18 protein-coding genes are annotated in these 17673 nt (G+C 66.8%); 9 read left to right on the forward strand and 9 right to left on the reverse strand.

Annotated features, from left to right (window positions below):
- Positions 1-317: 317 nt before the first annotated feature.
- From ABLE94_RS05365 to ABLE94_RS05390, 7 genes are all read right to left on the reverse strand, one after another.
- Positions 318-563 (reverse strand): transcriptional regulator, encoded by a 246-nt coding sequence (locus ABLE94_RS05365; RefSeq protein ID WP_348808204.1) that lies wholly within the window; start codon positions 561-563, stop codon positions 318-320.
- Positions 560-850, reverse strand: coding sequence for a hypothetical protein (locus ABLE94_RS05370; RefSeq protein WP_348808205.1), 291 nt, complete (start codon positions 848-850; stop codon positions 560-562). Before ABLE94_RS05370 ends, ABLE94_RS05365 begins: the two co-directional genes overlap by 4 nt.
- Positions 851-861: 11 nt before the next feature.
- Entirely contained in the window at positions 862-2241 is a 1380-nt protein-coding gene (locus ABLE94_RS05375; RefSeq protein ID WP_348808206.1) for a hypothetical protein, read from the reverse strand.
- Positions 2238-2543 (reverse strand): DUF2742 domain-containing protein, encoded by a 306-nt coding sequence (locus tag ABLE94_RS05380; protein ID WP_348808207.1) that lies wholly within the window; start codon positions 2541-2543, stop codon positions 2238-2240. Before ABLE94_RS05380 ends, ABLE94_RS05375 begins: the two co-directional genes overlap by 4 nt.
- On the reverse strand, positions 2536-2667 hold the full coding sequence (locus ABLE94_RS26400) for a DUF6011 domain-containing protein (RefSeq protein ID WP_425476149.1): 132 nt from the start codon (positions 2665-2667) through the stop codon (positions 2536-2538). The genes ABLE94_RS05380 and ABLE94_RS26400 overlap by 8 nt, the downstream gene beginning before the upstream one ends.
- Before the next feature lie 217 nt (positions 2668-2884).
- Complete coding sequence (locus tag ABLE94_RS05385; protein WP_348808208.1) at positions 2885-3082, reverse strand: helix-turn-helix domain-containing protein; 198 nt, start codon at positions 3080-3082, stop codon at positions 2885-2887.
- A 621-nt stretch (positions 3083-3703) separates the two neighbouring features.
- On the reverse strand, positions 3704-4828 hold the full coding sequence (locus tag ABLE94_RS05390; RefSeq protein WP_348808209.1) for a tyrosine-type recombinase/integrase: 1125 nt from the start codon (positions 4826-4828) through the stop codon (positions 3704-3706).
- A gap of 414 nt (positions 4829-5242) precedes the next feature.
- Between ABLE94_RS05390 and ABLE94_RS05395 the strand changes: the two genes are divergently transcribed.
- The gene (locus ABLE94_RS05395) at positions 5243-5596 is read left to right on the forward strand and encodes a hypothetical protein (RefSeq protein ID WP_348808210.1); all 354 of its coding nucleotides are present in this window, start codon (positions 5243-5245) and stop codon (positions 5594-5596) included.
- On the forward strand, positions 5596-7503 hold the full coding sequence (locus ABLE94_RS05400; RefSeq protein WP_348808211.1) for an alpha/beta hydrolase: 1908 nt from the start codon (positions 5596-5598) through the stop codon (positions 7501-7503). Before ABLE94_RS05395 ends, ABLE94_RS05400 begins: the two co-directional genes overlap by 1 nt.
- On the opposite strand, the gene ABLE94_RS05405 is transcribed toward ABLE94_RS05400, so the two are convergent.
- Entirely contained in the window at positions 7490-8770 is a 1281-nt protein-coding gene (locus tag ABLE94_RS05405; protein ID WP_348808212.1) for a uracil-xanthine permease family protein, read from the reverse strand. The genes ABLE94_RS05400 and ABLE94_RS05405 overlap by 14 nt on opposite strands.
- Positions 8771-9007: 237 nt before the next feature.
- On the opposite strand from ABLE94_RS05405, the gene ABLE94_RS05410 reads away from it, so the two are divergent.
- The 7 genes from ABLE94_RS05410 to ABLE94_RS05440 all read left to right on the forward strand — a co-directional run bounded on the left by ABLE94_RS05410 (position 9008) and on the right by ABLE94_RS05440 (position 16047).
- On the forward strand, positions 9008-9133 hold the full coding sequence (locus ABLE94_RS05410) for a hypothetical protein (protein ID WP_348808213.1): 126 nt from the start codon (positions 9008-9010) through the stop codon (positions 9131-9133).
- Between the two features lie 139 nt (positions 9134-9272).
- A complete protein-coding gene (locus ABLE94_RS05415; RefSeq protein ID WP_348808214.1) occupies positions 9273-11054 on the forward strand; it encodes an ABC transporter ATP-binding protein in 1782 nt (593 codons plus the stop codon).
- Positions 11055-11222: 168 nt separating this feature from the next.
- Positions 11223-11978, forward strand: a complete 756-nt coding sequence (locus tag ABLE94_RS05420; protein WP_348808215.1) for a dienelactone hydrolase family protein — start codon at positions 11223-11225, stop codon at positions 11976-11978.
- Between the two features lie 76 nt (positions 11979-12054).
- Positions 12055-12606 (forward strand): PadR family transcriptional regulator, encoded by a 552-nt coding sequence (locus ABLE94_RS05425; RefSeq protein WP_348808216.1) that lies wholly within the window; start codon positions 12055-12057, stop codon positions 12604-12606.
- Between the two features lie 79 nt (positions 12607-12685).
- Positions 12686-14749 (forward strand): oxidoreductase, encoded by a 2064-nt coding sequence (locus ABLE94_RS05430; protein ID WP_348808217.1) that lies wholly within the window; start codon positions 12686-12688, stop codon positions 14747-14749.
- Positions 14750-14924: 175 nt separating this feature from the next.
- Complete coding sequence (gene cmrA / locus ABLE94_RS05435) at positions 14925-15731, forward strand: mycolate reductase (protein ID WP_348803315.1); 807 nt, start codon at positions 14925-14927, stop codon at positions 15729-15731.
- A gap of 7 nt (positions 15732-15738) precedes the next feature.
- Positions 15739-16047 carry a hypothetical protein gene (locus tag ABLE94_RS05440; protein WP_348808218.1) on the forward strand — a complete coding sequence of 103 codons (309 nt, stop codon included), beginning with the start codon at positions 15739-15741 and terminating at the stop codon, positions 16045-16047.
- A gap of 22 nt (positions 16048-16069) precedes the next feature.
- Here ABLE94_RS05440 and ABLE94_RS05445 read toward each other — a convergent pair whose 3' ends face one another.
- A complete protein-coding gene (locus ABLE94_RS05445; RefSeq protein ID WP_348803312.1) occupies positions 16070-17638 on the reverse strand; it encodes a helicase HerA-like domain-containing protein in 1569 nt (522 codons plus the stop codon).
- Positions 17639-17673: the final 35 nt, after the last annotated feature.

Genomic DNA, 17673 nt, shown 5'->3' on the forward strand with positions numbered 1-17673 from the left:
TCCAACGATGCACCGATCCCCGGTAGACGCGCGCCGGACCGTGGCAACGTCGGCAGGTGAAAGGCTTCTCCGATCTGTCGCGTCGTCGTCGGGTGTCGTTGGGGGGCATGTGTTCTCGATTCTGTCGATGGTGTCGTGGATGCGGTCGGCGAGTCGGCGTGCCTGATCTGGTGTGTACGTCTGCCCGGCGAAGCTGATCATGTGTCCGTCGGTGGCGACCGTCGGGATCGCATTGGCAGGTCGGCACCTGTGGCACATGCGAGTGACTGACTTCGTGCTGCGCCCGCAGCCGATACACGACCGGCCCCGACGCCGCGTCACGGCTCGACCGCCCGCCGCGGCCTCCCCGACTTCGCGGGTGTCCGCCCGGCGGTGACCATGTGCAGCTTCGTGCCCTCCGACCACTCCGAGCACCGATCGAGCACAGGACACGTCGCGCACAGCTGGGCGGCGTGGTGGTGGCGGAAGTCGACGTCGTCGGGTTCCTCGTCGACGGCCGTCTCGTCGAACAGCGCTGAACGGTCGATGACCGGACCCTGGTCGCGGCGGGCCTGGCCGGTCACCGGTTGACCGTCCCTTCCGGCGACTCGCGTTCGAACCGTTCGGCCAGCCACTCGGGTGGCGTCGCGAGGTCACCGTCACGGCGGGATTGCTCTCGGCAGGAGACGGTGTTCCATCGGTCGCCGCGGACCTCCACGGCCGTCCTGGTGGCCGACAGCCACGCGGTGTGCGCGGTCAGAATGTCGCCGGCCTCGGACTGGCGGGTGGTGGCCTCGATGAGGTGAGCGGTCGTGCCGTCCCACGGGCGGCCGGTGTACACCTCGCAGAGCTTGGTCATGGCGTCGAACATGTCGCGGTCAATCACTTCGTGGGCCTTCCGTTGAGGATTTCGAGGACTCGATCGGTCATGCCGGGGGTGGTGGGTGTGATGCCACCGGGTGGCGTTTCTCCTGGTGGCTCGTCAGGCTCGGGTACACCCTGTACCTTGGGTACACCGCCCCTGACCTGCGAATATGGTGGGTGTACCCCTGGTACACCCTGTACCTCGCCGAGACGAAAGCGTGAGCCCCGATCAACCTTCGTCTCGGTGACTTGACCGGACTCCACGAGTTCGGCGACCGCAGCCCCGAAGTAGTCGCGAAGGTCTGCCTTCAGCTTCGACCGGATCTCATTCGCCGGGAGTTCGCCACGGCGATCGAGCCACCGGATGACGGCCTCTTTCGCCCTGGCGAGTTTCCTGTCGGCCACCACTTCGTCGCGCTCGGCAACGGCGTGCGCCTTGGCCCGGTTCGCCCTCCGGTTCTTGTCGGAGAGCGTGCTGTCGACCCGAGCGCGGGTCCGGTCCGATACCCGCATGATCGCGCCGGCAAGCGCCCAATCATCCATCTCGATGTCGGTGTGACGGCTGTCGAGCAGCATCAGGCCGGCGGCGACCTTGAGTCGGGTCAGCATCCGATGTCCGTCGCCGAGGTCGACGTCGGAGTCCTCGCGCAGAACCGCACGGCGGTGCGCGCGGATCCGGTCGGCCACCTCGTCGGGCACCACCAGGACCCGGCCGCGCAACGACCGTTCGACCCGTAGCGGTGCGACGGGCTCGGGTGTCTCGTCGGGGGTGTCGTGGTCGGCGGTCGGCATCCACAACACCCGTTGACGGGTGCCCGCGGTGTCGGCGGCGAGAATCCCGGCACGCTCTGGTTGCACCCCGACGATGACCGCGGCCCGGTACGTGTGGGCTGGAACGATCACCCGACGGTCAGGACTTGAGTTGGCCGCGCCGAGCGTCGATCCACTGTAGAGCTGACGCAGTGTGGGCAGCAGCGTCGAGCCCTGGCGGGCGGCGATCGCGGCCACGGTGTCAACCTCGGTCGCGGTCAGGAGTGCCCGGTCGATCCGTTCGGCCGGCGGTTGATCCTTACGCGGCGCCGGTGGTTCGGCGAACGTGCGTCCGACTCCCTCACCCGTTCCGAGCGGCAGTTCGGTGAGGTCGGGCAGATCGGTGCAGGTACGCGCGGCAGACTCGGTGGTGTCCTTCCCGGCAGCCGACGAACCGACCAGTGCCACAACCAGATTCAGCGACGCGGGGCCACCGATGATCGGCGGTAGCACGACGTCGGGGCCGGTGGAGACGATGACGCGGGCCAGCACCGAGCCGAGCAGCGACCACGGCGAGACCATCGACGCGCGGGCGTGCGCGAGGACATGAGCCAGTGATGGCCGTGACCAGAACTCTTCGGGGGTCATCCGATCACCCGCTTGATGTATGCCTGATCGCGGTCGCGGATCCGCTTCGCCACCCTCGTCCAGTCGGCGGCCTCGGAGACAGCCAGCGCGGCATCCTTTGCTGCGTCCCGGCGGCTGGCGAGAACCTGCATCTGCTCGGTGAGGACGTGCAGGGTGCCGGCCGTCAGAACAGCGATCAGCTTGGCGGGGTGCTCGTCGCTGAGTGCGACCCATTCTGGTGATCCGGCCGCTGGTGCAGGACGGCCGTTTGCGCCGACGAGTCTCTGTACGTAGCAGCGTGTTTCGACGTACGGATCACGCATCGCCCACCGCCTTACGACGGCAGTCAGGGCCGACGCCGAGGGCACGGGAGCGTCGCGCGGTCAGGGGCGCGCCGCAGGCCCGGCAGCGCACGGCGAGGACGAACGTGCCCTCACGGGCCAACATGAGGCGATCGGCGGGGTCGAAGTAGGCGTCGAGGTCGATGTCGCTGATAGACTCAGCGGTGATCCGCCCACCATGAGGATCTCTGCCACGCCCCGGTTCCGTCGCCGGGGCTGGCGTCTTTTCGGGGGTCACTCGCACTCGCCCCCGATCTGGTCGACCTGGTGATCGGTGAGTCCGAGGTCGTCGAGCCAGTCCAGGTGCTCGTAATCGGGGCCGCTCATGCTGCATCACCACCAACGCGGCGCATCATGGCATCGAGGTCGTTCAGGTCGACCTTGATCAGGCGAGGGCCTACTCGGTACGCGGTCAGCCGCCCGGACGCGATGTATCGGCGCAGAGTGCGCACGGAAACATCAGCGTATTCGGCTGCGACAGTGATGGATTCGAGACGGCGAAGCGTCGCGGATTTGGCCATTGGGGAACTCTCCGATGGAATTGGGAATCACACCGCCCCTCGCGGCTGTGGCTCCTAGCCCAAACGGAGCTTTCGGGTTCCCACCCATGACCTGAGACAAAGCTACAGCATTGTTGACCTACACTGACACAGCGACACAAAACTGGACTTATGCGAGAGTTCCTCGGTTGCCCTGGCGGGCACTCTCTGCTGTGACCGTGCGTGATGCCACCGTTCGTACCCGGCACTTGCAGTACAGCCGAACCTCGGTGTCTGAGTCATCTGCGAGCCACCACCAGCGGGCGGTCTTGTCGATTCGCCAATGGTCGTAAGCGACGCCGACGCGGTGCACCGAATTGAGCACCCCACGCGCACTGGAGAACATCGACGAACGCAGCGATTCATCGTCCGGCCGCACCGAATCTCGTGCGATTGGATGCGCGGGCGCACGGACGATCTCACTCCCAACAATTACGCGCGGCGTCGTGTTCAGGAGGTCGGCTAGCCAGCCCGAGCAGTGAGGGCAATGAAAGCGGGTTGCGACACACTGTCGCCACCTTCGCGAGCCGGCGGCATCGAGCAGTGACAACTGTTGGCTCACAGCGGAATCCGTTACATACGAACGAAAGATCTTAGCCACCGTCAATCATTCCTATCCATCGCCAGTTGACTCAGTGCCGCAGCAACTTCCGCATCTCGCCCGCTCACGACTTGCTGATAGATGAGACTCGCGCGCACCGTCGAGTGTCCGAGGCGGCCCATCGTCTCGACGAGGTTTCCGACGCGGGCGGCCTGGGTGCCGGCGAAGTGTCGGAGATCGTGAATTGTCATGGCGGGCTTGCCGATTGACTTTATCGCGGCTGCGTAGTACTCCCGGCGGAACGTCTGATCGTCGAGGTGTGACCCGCGTGCGGACGGGAACAGCAGCGCGTCGGGGCCGGCGTCGACGTGAGTGTCGAGGTGGTGTTGTACGTCCTGCCGAATGTGCGGGGGGACGACAACCGATCGACTGTTGCCGGATTTCGTTGAGTCGACACGGTATTCACCGTCACGTCGTGTCACGGCACGACGGACCTTGACCACCTCACAGTCGTCGGTGATGTCGAATCGGCGGAGTTCGGTCACCTCGCCCCAGCGGGTCCCGCACCACGCCATGATCAGGATCATCGCCCGGAACCGCTCGGGGCGGATGACGTCGGCCAGCTCCGCTACTTCCGCGACGGTCGGCACCACCGGGTCGCGCTTGCGTGGCGGGTTCATCGCCTTGGGGATCGAGCACGGGTTCGCAGTGATCACGCCGTCGGCGACCGCGGTCGCGAGGATCGCATGTAGCAGGCCGTAGGCGTGGGAGTTCCGGCGCGGGTACTTCGTGCCGAGCCCCGAGTACCAGGACCGCACCGCGGCCGGTGTCACGTTCCTGACGGCCAGGCCGCCGAGAACCGGCTTGATGTGCAGGCGCAGGAGATCCTTGTATCCCGACCTCGTGCGCGGCTTGAGGGTGCGTTCTTCGACCCACTGGTCGGCATAGTCGCCGAGCGTGATGATGCGGGCCTTGGCGCGCTCACGGGCCAGTGCCGGCGGTTCCCACGCGTCCATCTCGATCTTGCGTCTCTCGTTGGACAACCATCCCTCGGCGTCGATGCGGTGGGTGTAGGTCGTGGGTGCCGTGTGGCGCACGAGGTCGGGACCGACGTAGGACGCCTGGAGCCGTCCCGAGGGCAGTTTGCGGATGTATCCCCACCCGCGGTGACCCTTCTTTCCTGCCACTTGACCCCTCGTTTCGTGCGATCCACTGAGCGTTCCGCGTGTCACTTTCCGACAACTCGTGACAATCCGTGACACTAGTGTATCGTGACGTACCAGCAGGTGAGAGGCACGAAACGCCACATCATCGGCTACAACGGCAGGATGGTTTCACGCAGGTTCGAATCCTGCCGGGGGCACTGTGACATCCCCGCCGGCCTCCGGCCGGTGTGGGATTCACTCACTCGCGCGGGTCCTCACCATTCGCGCAGGTCCCGGTCACTCGCGCGGGTCGTCGAACGGCCCACGCGACCCGAGAACACTCGATTGCGCCGAGATCGGTCGTACTTCTCCACAAGCGTTCCCACCCAGGGAACCGATCGCGCTCCCGTGCGTCGGATATGTCATCGACCATCCCACGCATCCGGAGGAGCAGTCATGACAGACCACCCCCTAGCCGATCTCCTGCACGCCGGGATCGGCGGCGTCCTTCCCGACGGTGGGCTGGGCGTCGGGCTCGATCCCGACGACATCGCGGTGATCGCCGCGCAGTGGCACACCCAGAGCACCGTCGTCGGCGAGATCGATCTGGGAGCACTCGCCGCCGTGCCAGGACCGGCCAGTCGCGTCGTCGCCGCTCTGCGTGCGACGCCCGAGTCGGCATCGGCCTGCCTCGACGACATCAGCAGACGCCTGCACGCGATGAGCGTGGCACTCGAGTGCTTCTCGAGTACGTCGGTGGACAGCGACGAACACGTCGCACGCATCTTCGGCTTCATGAGCGAACGCTGATGCGCCCCACCATCTCTGCCCTATGCGCCTGGAACACCGATGCGATCACCGGCGCCGGCGAGGCCACCGGACGCGCCGCGCAGACCCTCGACGGCGCGCGTCACGCCTTCGCCGACTCCGTTCAGTGGCCGTTCTTCTGGTTCGGCCGCACTCACGATGCCGCACAGCGATGCGTCGCACAGGAGGCCGATCACGCCGACGAGGTCCGAAATGTGTTGCAGCAGATCACCGACGAGGCCAAGGACGCCGGAACCGATCTGACCCACGCCAAGCAGGTGGTACTGCTCGCGGTCGCCGAGGCGCTCAGGGCCGGGTATCAGGTCTCCGACACGGGAATCGTGACACATCGAGAGGCCGCCCGAGCCGACGGCGCCGCCGCCCATCAGGGCCGGATACAGCGCGGACTCGATGTCATCGACGAGATCGACGAACTCTACGGGGCCCGCCTCGACGATCTCCGGGGTGATCTCGCGGCGATGGTCGGTGGCCAGCCCGACATCACCGTCCCCGGTATCGGCACTCTCGACGCGGACACGATGGTGGACCGGCTGGAGCAGTTGAGCATCGAGCAACGGCGCACGCTTCTCGCCGGGCTGTCCCCCACCGACATGCGCCGGCTCATCCAGGCCGACCCGCAACGCGTCGGCAACCTCGACGGGGTGCCATTCGACATACGCGGCATCGCCAACGAGATCAACATCCGCAACGCGCTGGCCACAGAGATCCGCACCCACGGCCCCGACACCCCGCATGCGACGACTCTGCGCTCCTACCTCGGCCAGCGGACGATCCCTACCAATGCGAAGAGCATGACTCCCGTTGCGGCGCAGGAGGTTCCGGAAGGAGTCGACACCGAACGGGTCTATGTCTCGTTCACCGACGGCGAGAATCCGCGACTCATCGAGATGGTGGGCTCACTGAATGCGAGAACTCGCAATGCCACCGTCTATGTTCCCGGAACGGGCACCAACGCCAACGGGTACGGCGGCAGCAACTGGCAGTCGGCCTGGAATCTCGCGCAGCAGACCGGCGGCCCGGTGTTCATCTACCTGGACGGTGAACTCCCCCAGACGATTGTCGATGCCGACGCTGCGCGCAACCTCGGCATCGACCTGATCCCGGGCAATCCGATCGGGCCGTTCCGGGCACCGTTCGATGCCCTCGATGTCGCCTCCGACACATCCGTCGACCCCCACTACGCGCGTGACATGGCGCCACGTCTGGTTGCCTTCGGGCAGGCCCTCGACGCCGAGATCGCCTCCACCGCACCCGGTGCCACCACAACGTTCGTCGGACACTCCTACGGCGGGTCGGTCGTCGGTTCGGCCGAGCAACTCGGCCTGCGGGCCGACAACGTCATCTACGCGTCGTCGGCGGGCACCGGCGTGTTCGACACCCCGTGGGACAACGCCAATCCCGACGTGGCGCGGTACTCACTGACCGCACCCGGTGATCCGATCCAGACCGTACAGTCGCTGCCGGGCAATCCGCATGGCTCCGACCCGGATTCGGCGCCCGGGGTGACGCGGCTCGACACCGGTTTCTACAGCGACGGTTCGCCGGTGGAGGGCGTCGGCGCCCACGGTGGCTACTGGAACGATCCGCAGTCCGACGCCTTTGCGGCGATGGTCGAGGTGATCCGGGGTGGCCATCCACCCGAGTACGTGCCGCGCGGACCCGATGGCCTCGTCGGCCACTACGGAACCGAGGCCGCCGACGCGGCCGCGGACTCCCTCGGACGGGGGGCCACCCGGGCACGCGACGCGGTGGCCGAGGTGTTGGGCGGACTCGATGATCACGCTCCCGGCCATCGAGGCTTCGGCGTCGACGATCTGGTGCGGGCATTGACCCCGTTGCCGGTGGTGCCGCTGCCCGGCGGCCTCGATGTACCGCTCAGGTTGCGGTGACCCCGGCGGTGCCGAGCCAACGACCGCACAGCCACAGGACGTGGTAGATCAGCAGTGCCGCCACCGCACCGATGGCGATACCGCCGAAACTCACACCGCCGATGGCCCAGGTGAAGTTCGCGATGCCGATGACCAGCGGGATGGCTGCGGTGAACTGATTGATGGGTTTGGCGAAGTCGACGCGATTGCTCACCCAGATGTGCACGCCGATGATGCCGACGAGACCGTAGAGCGCGGTGGTCACGCCACCGAGCACGCCGGCCGGGATGGCCGCGATCACCGCACCGACCTTGGGGCACAGTCCCAGGACGATCGCGGCGATTCCGGCCACCCAGTAGGCCGCGGTCGAGTACACCTTGGTCGCCGCCATAACGCCGATGTTCTCCGCGTAGGTGGTGGTGGCCGAGCCACCCCCACTGCCGGCCAGTACGGTCGCCAGGCCGTCGGCGGCCAGTGCCCGACCGATCCGGTCGTCGTAGTCGGTGCCCGTCATCATCGCGACCGACTTCACGTGCCCGATGTTCTCCACCACCAGCACCAGGACCACCGGCAGGAAGGTGGGGATGACCGACCACGCGAACGTCGGACTCTGGAAGTGCGGCAACCCGATCCACGCCGCACTGTCGATGCCGGAGGTGTCCACCTCGCCGCGGGCGAATGCGAACAGGTAACCCAGGACGACGCTGATGACGATCGCCAGCCGGCCGAGCAGGCCGCGGAAGAGCGCGATCGAGGCGATCAGCAGCACCAGGGTCACCGTGGCGGTGACCGGCTGCTTCTCGAAGTTGTCCTTGGCGCTCGGCGCGAGGTTCAGCCCGATCAGCGCGACGATGGTGCCGGTGACGATCGGCGGCATCACCACGTCGATCCACCGGGTACCGGCGAAGTGCACGATGACGCCGATGAGCACGAGCAGCGCACCGACCACCACGATGCCGCCCAGCGCCGAGGACTGGCCATCCGACGCCGCTGCCGCGGTCACCGGCGCGATGATGGCAAAGCTCGATCCGAGATAGCTCGGCAGCCGATTACGGGTGATCAGCAGGAACAGGATGGTGCCGATACCCGAGAACAACAGCGTGGTGGCCGGCGGAAACCCGGTCAGGACCGGGACGAGGAAGGTCGCACCGAACATCGCCACCACATGTTGCAGCCCGATTCCGACGGTCCGCGGCCAACTCAGTCGCTCACCGGGCGCGACGACCTCGGCATCGTCGACCCGCGTCCACCCGAAGAATCGTCGATCACTGTCGATGGGACTCTGCATCGCCTCAGTCTGGCCTACGCGAGTCACCAGCGCGCTCCGAATGCGTGGTGTGCGCACCGTGCACACCTGCGTCCCCGCACATCGGACAACACGCGCATGATGACGTAATACACAGCGTCCGTACAGATTTCACTGACAGCGCACTGCCAGCCACCGGGCAGCGCCAGCGAAGGTGGGACCCATAGTTTCTTCTTCGTCGGCATCGGTGCCGGCCAGATCGAGAAGGAGAAACACCTTATGCCAGGACAGCAGCGTCAGCCCCAGCAGCAGCAGCGACGCCAGCAGCAGCCCCAGCCCCGCCGCCGGCGTCGCGTGCGGGTGTGGGACTGGCGGACCTTCCAGTGGATCTGGGTGTGGCAGTGAGCCGGATCACTCGATCCTAGGCCGGTCGGCGCCGACGTCATCCTCCCCTGTGCCCGTCGACGCCGACCTCCCGTGAACCCGGCGTGACCGTGCCCGTCACGCCGGGTTCGGCCATGCCCGACGAACCTGCGGAGAAACCATGAACGCCACCACAGCAATCCGACGATTCCTCCCCGCCATGCGCGGAGAGTGGAAACGCTTCACCGTCGCGGGAGCACTGCTCGGGGTGGCCGCCGTCTGCGAGATCATCTCGGTCTTCGTCCTCGCCGACGTCGTCGACGGCGCACTGAATTCCGACAGCGCACTGGCGTTCGCGAAACTCGCGGCGCTGTGGCTCGGCCTCACCGCCATCTCCACCGCAGCCGACTACTACGGCCAGATCATCTCCGTCGGGGTGTCGGAGAATGTGGTTCTGAGGCTCCGCGATCGGTTGTTCGCCCACGTCCAGCGCCTCCATCCGGTTGTCCATCGTCGGCTGGGGCTGGGCAACCTGGTCACCCGGCACTCCAGCGATCTCGAGGCCGTCGAGTACCTGGTCGGCTCGGGCGTGATGCAGATGATCATCGCCCTGACCAACACGATCGGACTTGTCATCGCGGCCTTCATCATGAACTGGCAGGTGGCTCTGGTCGCGCTCGCCGCGGTCCCCATGCTGTGGGCCTGCTCGGCGATCTTCGCGCGCCGGCAGGTGGCGGTCACCCGCGACGAACGGGGCGCCAACGCCGACATCGCCGACGCGGTGCAGACCGCCCTGATCGGCCACGAAACCGCCGTCGCCTATAACCAACAGCAGCGCGAACACCGGACACTGCACGAGCACGGGACGGCGTGGCGTACGGCGCGGCTGTCGCAGACCCGCGTCGAGGCCGGATTCGGGGCCGTCATGGGGTTCGGGCAGGTGGTGGTCACCTTGGCCATCGCCGTCGCCGGTGTCTGGCAGGTCCGCCAGGGCAACCTCACCATCGGCCAGTTGTTGGCCCTCACCGGCTATCTGGGTCTGCTCTATCCCAAGATGCAGGAAATCGCCGACGCCCGCCTGGCGATCGCGTCGGCGGCGGTCAGCGCCGAGCGCGTGGCCGAGGTACTGGACCTGGAACCGACCGAACACGACGCCGACGACGCCGCACCGATGCCGGCCCGACCGGACCCGGGTGCGAGTCCCACCCTGGCCTCACCACCGCGCCGCGGCCTGCCGATATCACTGCGCGGGGTGACCCTGCATCGGGGCGCCACCGCGGTGCTCGACCGAGTGTCCCTGGATCTTCGACCCGGCAGCATCACCGCCCTCATCGGACCCAGCGGCGTCGGCAAGTCCACCCTGGCGTCATTGCTGTGCCGCTTCGAGCACCCCGACTCGGGAACCATCCGGCTCGGCGACGACGACTACGGGACACTCACCGGCCACGACATCCGTGACCTCGTCACCCTGCTCCCCCAGACCCCGATCATCAAGGGCGCCAGCGTCGCCGAGAACATCGCCTACGGCGCACCCACCGCAACCCGCGCCCAGATCGTGCGGGCCGCCATCGCCGCCGACGCCGACCCCTTCATCCAGTCCCTGCCCGATGGATACGACAGCGTCCTCGACGATGGTGGACTCACCCTCTCGGGCGGGCAGCGACAACGAATCGCCATGGCGCGCGCCATGGTTCGTGACACCCCGGTTCTCATTCTCGACGAACCCACCTCGGGCCTCGATGACGCGAGCGTGGGACGAATCCTGGCCCCGCTGGCCCGCATCGCGGCCGGTCGCACCACCCTGCTGATCACCCACGATCGCCGCGTCACCGACATCGCCGATCGCGTCGTCGAACTGCGCGACGGCCGCCTGCGCGACCGCTCGCCGTGGATCGTTCCCGAGGATCTGCCCACCGCGCCGGTGGAGGGCGGAACCCGGATGTTCGCGCGGGTCACCGGATAGCGACGAGCCGACGACCGGCGACGCTGATACCGTCGGAGGTCCGTGCCCGAATGAGTGGAGGTGGTACCCGTGAACGACATGACACTGGTGCTCCTCCGGAGGGTCACGGTCGGGCGATAGGTTGCCCGGGAGCGCCGCCGACACGCAGCACTCCCGAAGGGCACGACCATGCATTTCGCCTCTGAGCGCACACTCGACGACGGCATCGGCGAACGCGAGTTCACCCTCGACGATGTCACCGGCATCCTGTGGACACCGCCGATCGCCTCGCCATCCACGCCGGTCCCGCTGATCCTGATGGGTCAGCCCGGCGGTATCGGCATGCGACGCATGTACTCCCGCCTGGCAGCACGGGCACGCAGCGCCGCGTCCTACGGCTTCGCGTCGATCTCCGTCGAGTTGCCCGGATCAGGTGATCGGGCGCCGCTGCCCGAAACGGAGCACGCTCGTGCCGATCTCGCCCGCGCGATCTCTGCCGGCGAACAACCGTCGGACACCGTCATCGACCGCCTGATCCTGCCGCTCGTCGACCGGACGGTGCCGGAGTTGCAGACGACGCTCGACGAGGTCCTCGAGCTCCCCGAGATCGGCGAACGAGTCGGATTCTCCGGCGGGGCGATCGCAATCGGTGTACGCCTTGCCGCCACCGACACACGGATCATGGCCGCCGGCCTCTTTGCCGGCAGTTACGTGCCGCGCAGCACGATGGCCGAAGCGCGCCGGATCACCATCCCATTACACGTTCTCCTCCAGTGGGACGACGAGGGGAACGACCGCGGGATGGCTCTCGAACTCTTCGACGCTTTCGGATCGAGGGAGAAGACGCTCTACGCCAACATGGGCGGCCACACCGGCGTCCCGCACTTCGCGGGCGACGACGCCGCCCGATTCTTCGCCCGACATCTCGGTGTCGATGCGGGTTGAGGTGGACCCGCCATATGCACCGATACACATAGGCACTTCGTTGCATAGTGCATTGATGCACTGATACCGTGCTCATATGGCGCTGGAGCACGCGATCATGGTCTCGTTGGCCGAACGCCCGGGCACCGGGTACGAGATCAGCCGGCAGTTCGACCGGTCGATCGGGCATTTCTGGTCGGCCACCCATCAGCAGATCTATCGGACGCTGCGCAAGCTCCACGTCGACGGTCTCGTCTCCTACGAACCCATCGCGCAGGACGGGCGACCCGACAAGAAGGTGTATTCACTGTCGGACAGAGGCCGCGATGCCCTGCACGCCTGGGTCACCACCCCGACGCCCATCCAGCAACTGCGCGACGACCTGGGCCTCAAGATCCGAGCGGCACACCGCGACGACCTGCCCGAGTTGATCGCCGAACTACAACGCCACCGCGAGCTGCACGTCGCCCGGCTGCATCTGTATCAGGGTTTCGAGAAGGACGACTATCCCGCACCCGACTCCCTGTCCGGCCGGCGACTGCATCAGTACCTGGTACTGCGCGGCGGCGTCCGCATCGAGGAGGCCTTCATCGACTGGTGCGACGAGGTGGTCTCGGCGCTCCAACGTGAGCTCGACGAAAACCCCTGATCTGCATCAGATTTCGACATCTCCCAGACATCGCATTCCACATTCCCGGCACTTGCCACCCACGAAGAAAGGTGACTCGATGACAGCCCCATCGACCGACCGCAACCCGCACTTCCCCAACCTGTTCGAACCCCTCGACATCGGCGGGATGACCATCAAGAACCGCATCATCATGGGGTCGATGCACACCGGTCTCGAGGACCGGATCTGGGACACCGACAAGCTCGCCGCATACTTCGCCGAGCGGGCCCGTGGCGGCGCCGGACTCATCATCACCGGCGGATTCGGCACCAGCCGCACCGGCCTCCTGATGGCCTTCGGCGGCAAGATGACGAACTCCGTCGACATGTACCGGCATCGCCGGGTCACCAAGGCCGTGCACCGCGAGGGCGGCAAGATCGCCATGCAGCTGATCCACGCCGGCCGCTACGGCTACACCCCGTTCAAGGTGGCACCGGGCAAGGAGCCGTCCCCGATCCATCCGTTCAAGCACCTGCGGATGACCGAACCGATCATCAACCACGTCATCAAGTCCTTCGGGCAGTCGGCCAAGCTCGCTCGCGAGGCCGGCTATGACGCGATCGAGATCATGGGCGGCGAGGGTTACCTGATCAACCAATTCCTCTGCCCGCACACCAACGACCGCACCGACAAGTGGGGCGGCAACACCGAGAACCGTCAGCGATTCCTCGTCGAAGTGATCAAGGAGATCCGCCGGCAGGTCCCCGCCGACTACCCGGTGATCCTGCGGCAGTCGATCGCCGACCTCATCCGCAAGGGCCAGACCTGGGACGAGGTCGCGCTGATGGCCCGCAAGGCGCAGGAGTTCGGCGTCGACGCCATCAACACCGACATCGGCTGGCACGAGGCCCAGGTACCCACCATCGTGACCTCGGTGCCGCGTGGGGCGTTCGTGAAGTTCACCGAACGTCTGCGTGACGAGGTGTCGATCCCGCTGATCGCCGCCAACCGGATCAACACCGCGGAGTTGGCCGAGGAGATCCTCGAACGCGGCCGCGTCGACGCGATCCAGATGGCCCGCCCGTTCCTCGCCGACCCGGAACTGGCCAACAAGGCCCGCGACGGGCGATCCGACGAGATCAACACCTGCATCGGCTGCAACCAGGCCTGCCTCGACCACGCCTTCGTCGGCAAGCACGTCTCGTGCCTGGTCAATCCGCGCGCCGGCCGGGAGACGACGCTGCTGCTCGGCCCGACCCGCCGCGCCAAGCGTGTCGCGGTCATCGGCGCCGGCCCGGCCGGACTGTCGGCGGCTGTCGCCGCCGCCGAACGCGGCCACAAGGTCGACCTGTACGAGGGCGGCAGCGCGATCGGCGGCCAGTTCTCCATCGCCTCACGCATCCCCGGCAAGGAGGAGTTCCACGAGACCATCCGGTACTTCACCCGCCGCCTCGAGGTACTCAAGGTGACCGTGCACCTGAACACCCGCGTCAGCGCCGACGACATCATCGCCGAGAAGTTCGACGAGGTCATCGTGGCCACCGGTGTCACCCCTCGTATCCCGAACATCCCCGGCGTCGACCACCCGATGGTGATGTCCTACGCCGACGCCGTGCTCGGACGCCGCGAGATCGGCAAGCGGGTGGCCGTGATGGGTGCCGGCGGCATCGGATTCGACGTCAGCGAGTTCCTCACCACCGACGAGTCCCCCTCACTGAATCTCAAGGAATGGGAACAGGAATGGGGCGTCACCGAGGACGGCGAGAAGCCCGGATTCGTCACCAAACCGCGGCCTCTGCCCCCGATTCGCCAGGTCTACATGGTGCAGCGCAAGACCGGTAAGCAGGGCAAGACGCTGGGCAAGACCACCGGGTGGGTGCATCGCGCGCAGATGAAGATGAAAGGCGTGGAACAGATCTCGGGTGCCACCTACGACAAGATCGACGATCAGGGCCTGCACCTGAGCTTCCACGACGAGGAAGGCAAGGTCACCGAGACCCGCGTCCTCGAGGTCGACAACGTGGTGTTGTGCACCGGACAGGAATCGGTCCGGGACCTCGTCGATCCGCTGACCTTGGCCGGGGTGACCACCCATGTGATCGGTGGCGCCGACCTCGCCTCCGAACTCGACGCCAAGCGCGCCATCCGGCAGGGCACCGAGGTGGTCGCCGGCATCAATTGATGAGCCGCAACCCTTCCCGCTGGACGAGGCGCACCCCTTCCCGCTGGTCGAGCCGCCCCGGAGCGATAGCCGCCGCGTTGAGCTCCGTCGAAACGGAGGGGCGAGTCGAGACCCGGTGACCAGGGCTGACGACGCGCGGGCGGTCGGGGTGCCGACGCTGGCTACGATACTGCTCATGCCAGTGCCTGCACCGTCGCACACCGCCCGCGCCGTCGTCACCGGAGCCTCGTCCGGTATCGGAATGGCCCTCGCCCGGGTACTCGCCCGGCGGGGGCATTCGCTCATCGTGGTCGCCCGCCGCGGCGACATCCTGGAAGACCTCGCCGAAGAACTCCGCGCACGTCACGACATCACCGTCGAGGTCCGCCCCACCGACCTCTCCGATCCGACCGCCACCGGCATCCTCGCGGCCGAACTCGCCGGCCGGGAGATCTCGATCCTCGCCAACAACGCCGGGATCGCGACGTTCGGTCCGGTGGCCGAGCTCGACGCCGACTACGAGCGCGCACAGGTGCGGCTCAATGTCGAAGCAGTACACGACCTCACGCTCGCAGTACTCCCCCAGATGGTGCAGCGCGGCTCGGGCGGCATCCTGATGGTCGGCTCGGCCGCCGGGAACATGCCGATCCCCAACAACGCCACCTATGCGGCCACCAAGGCCTTCGTCAACACCTTCAGCGAATCACTCCGCGGCGAGGTCGGCGGACAGGGTGTGCACGTCACGCTGCTCGCCCCCGGGCCGGTCCGCACCCAGACCCCGTCGCCCGAGGACGCCTCCATCGTCGACAAACTGGTCCCCGATTTTCTCTGGCATTCCAGCGACAAGGTCGCCGAGATGAGCCTGGATGCGTTGGAGCACAACAAGATGCGTGTGGTTCCGGGCACGCTGTCGAAGGCGATGTCGGTGGCAGGCGGGTACAGCCCACGGGCCGTGGTCGCTCCGATCGTGGGAACGTTCTATCGGAAGCTCGGAGACGGCTGAACCGCCGATGAGCGATTCCACCGTCGCCTATCCCGAGTCACGTCAGTATCTCCTCGACATCGGTTGTGGCACAGCAACGGTCGAGGTGTTGTGCACATCGGGCGTCCCGGCGGGGTTCGGTGATGAGATCCGCAGTCACCGCAGACTCGTGATCTCCGGCCCGGGCGGCACGACTCCGACGCAGTGGGAGCACGATGCCGACGTGATGATCACAGCGGTCGCACGAATCGATCAGGACGCCGCACGCGCGGGCACCTACTGGGATTCGGTCAGGGAATCCATCTCGATCGGTGACTGGGCACCTGAAATCGGGTAAGGGCCGACCACGCTCGGAACATTCACCTCCGGCGCCGACCCGTCCCGAAGATGGCCCGGCTGAACTCCCGGCCGGCGGCACTGGCCGCCGACCGCAGGAAACTCTGCATCGGTTTGCTGGTCAGCACCTCGGTCAGCATGCCCGGCTCCTCGGGTTGTGGCTTCGGCGCCGGAACGGGTGCCGGGGCCGGTGTGGGAACCGGCGCGGGCGCGGGAGCATCCGGCGACTCCCCCGGAGCGAGCGTCTTCGCCGCCAGCTTTTCGTACGCCGATTCCCGGTCGATCGCCTGACCATACTTGGCATAGAGCGGGCTCGCCTTCGCAGCGGCGGTAATACCGTCGGCGCCAACGGCTTCCATCGACGATCGGGGTGCGCGGACAACGGTCCAGGCCACCGGGGTGGGCGCACCCTTCTCCGAGAGCACCGTCACCACCGCCTCGCCCGTCCCCAGGGACGTCAGGACCTGATCGAGCTTGTACACCTCCGAGACCGGGTAGGTCTTCACGGTCTTGGCGAGCGCCTTCTGATCGTCGGGGGTGAAGGCGCGCAACGCATGCTGGATGCGGGCGCCGAGTTGGGAGAGCACCTCGCTGGGGATGTCGGTGGGCAGTTGCGAGCAGAAGAAGACGCCGACGCCCTTGGACCGGATGAGCTTGACGGTCTGCACGACCTGCTCCTTGAACGCCTTGGAGGCATCCGCGAACAGCAGGTGCGACTCGTCGAAGATAAAGACCAGTTTGGGTTTGTCGAGATCGCCGACCTCCGGCAGGAATTCGAAGAGGTCGGCCAGAATCCACATCAGGAAGGTGGAGAACAGTGCCGGACGTGCGGCCTGCGCACCGAGTTCGAACAGGGTGATGATGCCCTGCCCGTCGGGTGTGGTGCGCAGCAGGTCGGCCGGCTCGATCTCCGGCTCACCGAAGAAGGTGTCCCCGCCGTCGGCCTCCAGGTTGGTCAGCGCGCGCAGGATGACGCCCGCGGTCTGGGTGGAGACGCCACCGATGGCCTTGAGTTCGGGCTTGCCCTCGTCGCTGGTGAGGTAGGCGATGACCGACCGCAGATCCTTGAGGTCGAGCAGTGGCAGACCCTTCTGGTCGGCCCAGTGGAAGATCAGGCCCAGCACCGACTCCTGGGTGTCGTTGAGCCCGAGGACCTTTGACAGCAGGATCGGACCGAAGGAGGTGATTGTCGCGCGGATCGGGACGCCGATCCCGTCGGCACCCAACGAGACGAACTCCACCGGATGAGCGGCGGGCTGCCAGTCGTCACCGGTTTGGGTGGCACGCGCGGTGATCTTGTCGTTGCCGGTTCCGGGATTGCTCAGTCCCGACAGGTCTCCCTTGATGTCGGCCATGACGACCGGCACCCCGTTGGACGACAACTGCTCGGCGATCAGCTGCAGCGTCTTGGTCTTACCGGTACCGGTGGCACCGGCCACCAGCCCGTGGCGATTCATCATCGACAACGGGATGCGGACCCGCGCGCTCGGATCGACCGTCCCGTCGACGCTCACCGCCCCCACTTCGAGGGCCGGGCCGGTGAAGGCGTAGCCGCTGGCGATGGTCTGGGCCGGAGACTGTGCGTCGGTCACGGTGCCACCTTACGGCCACAACTGCCAAGCCACTT

Source organism: Gordonia sp. VNK1, assembly GCF_040049135.1.
In the GTDB taxonomy this organism is placed as follows: domain Bacteria; phylum Actinomycetota; class Actinomycetes; order Mycobacteriales; family Mycobacteriaceae; genus Gordonia; species Gordonia oleivorans.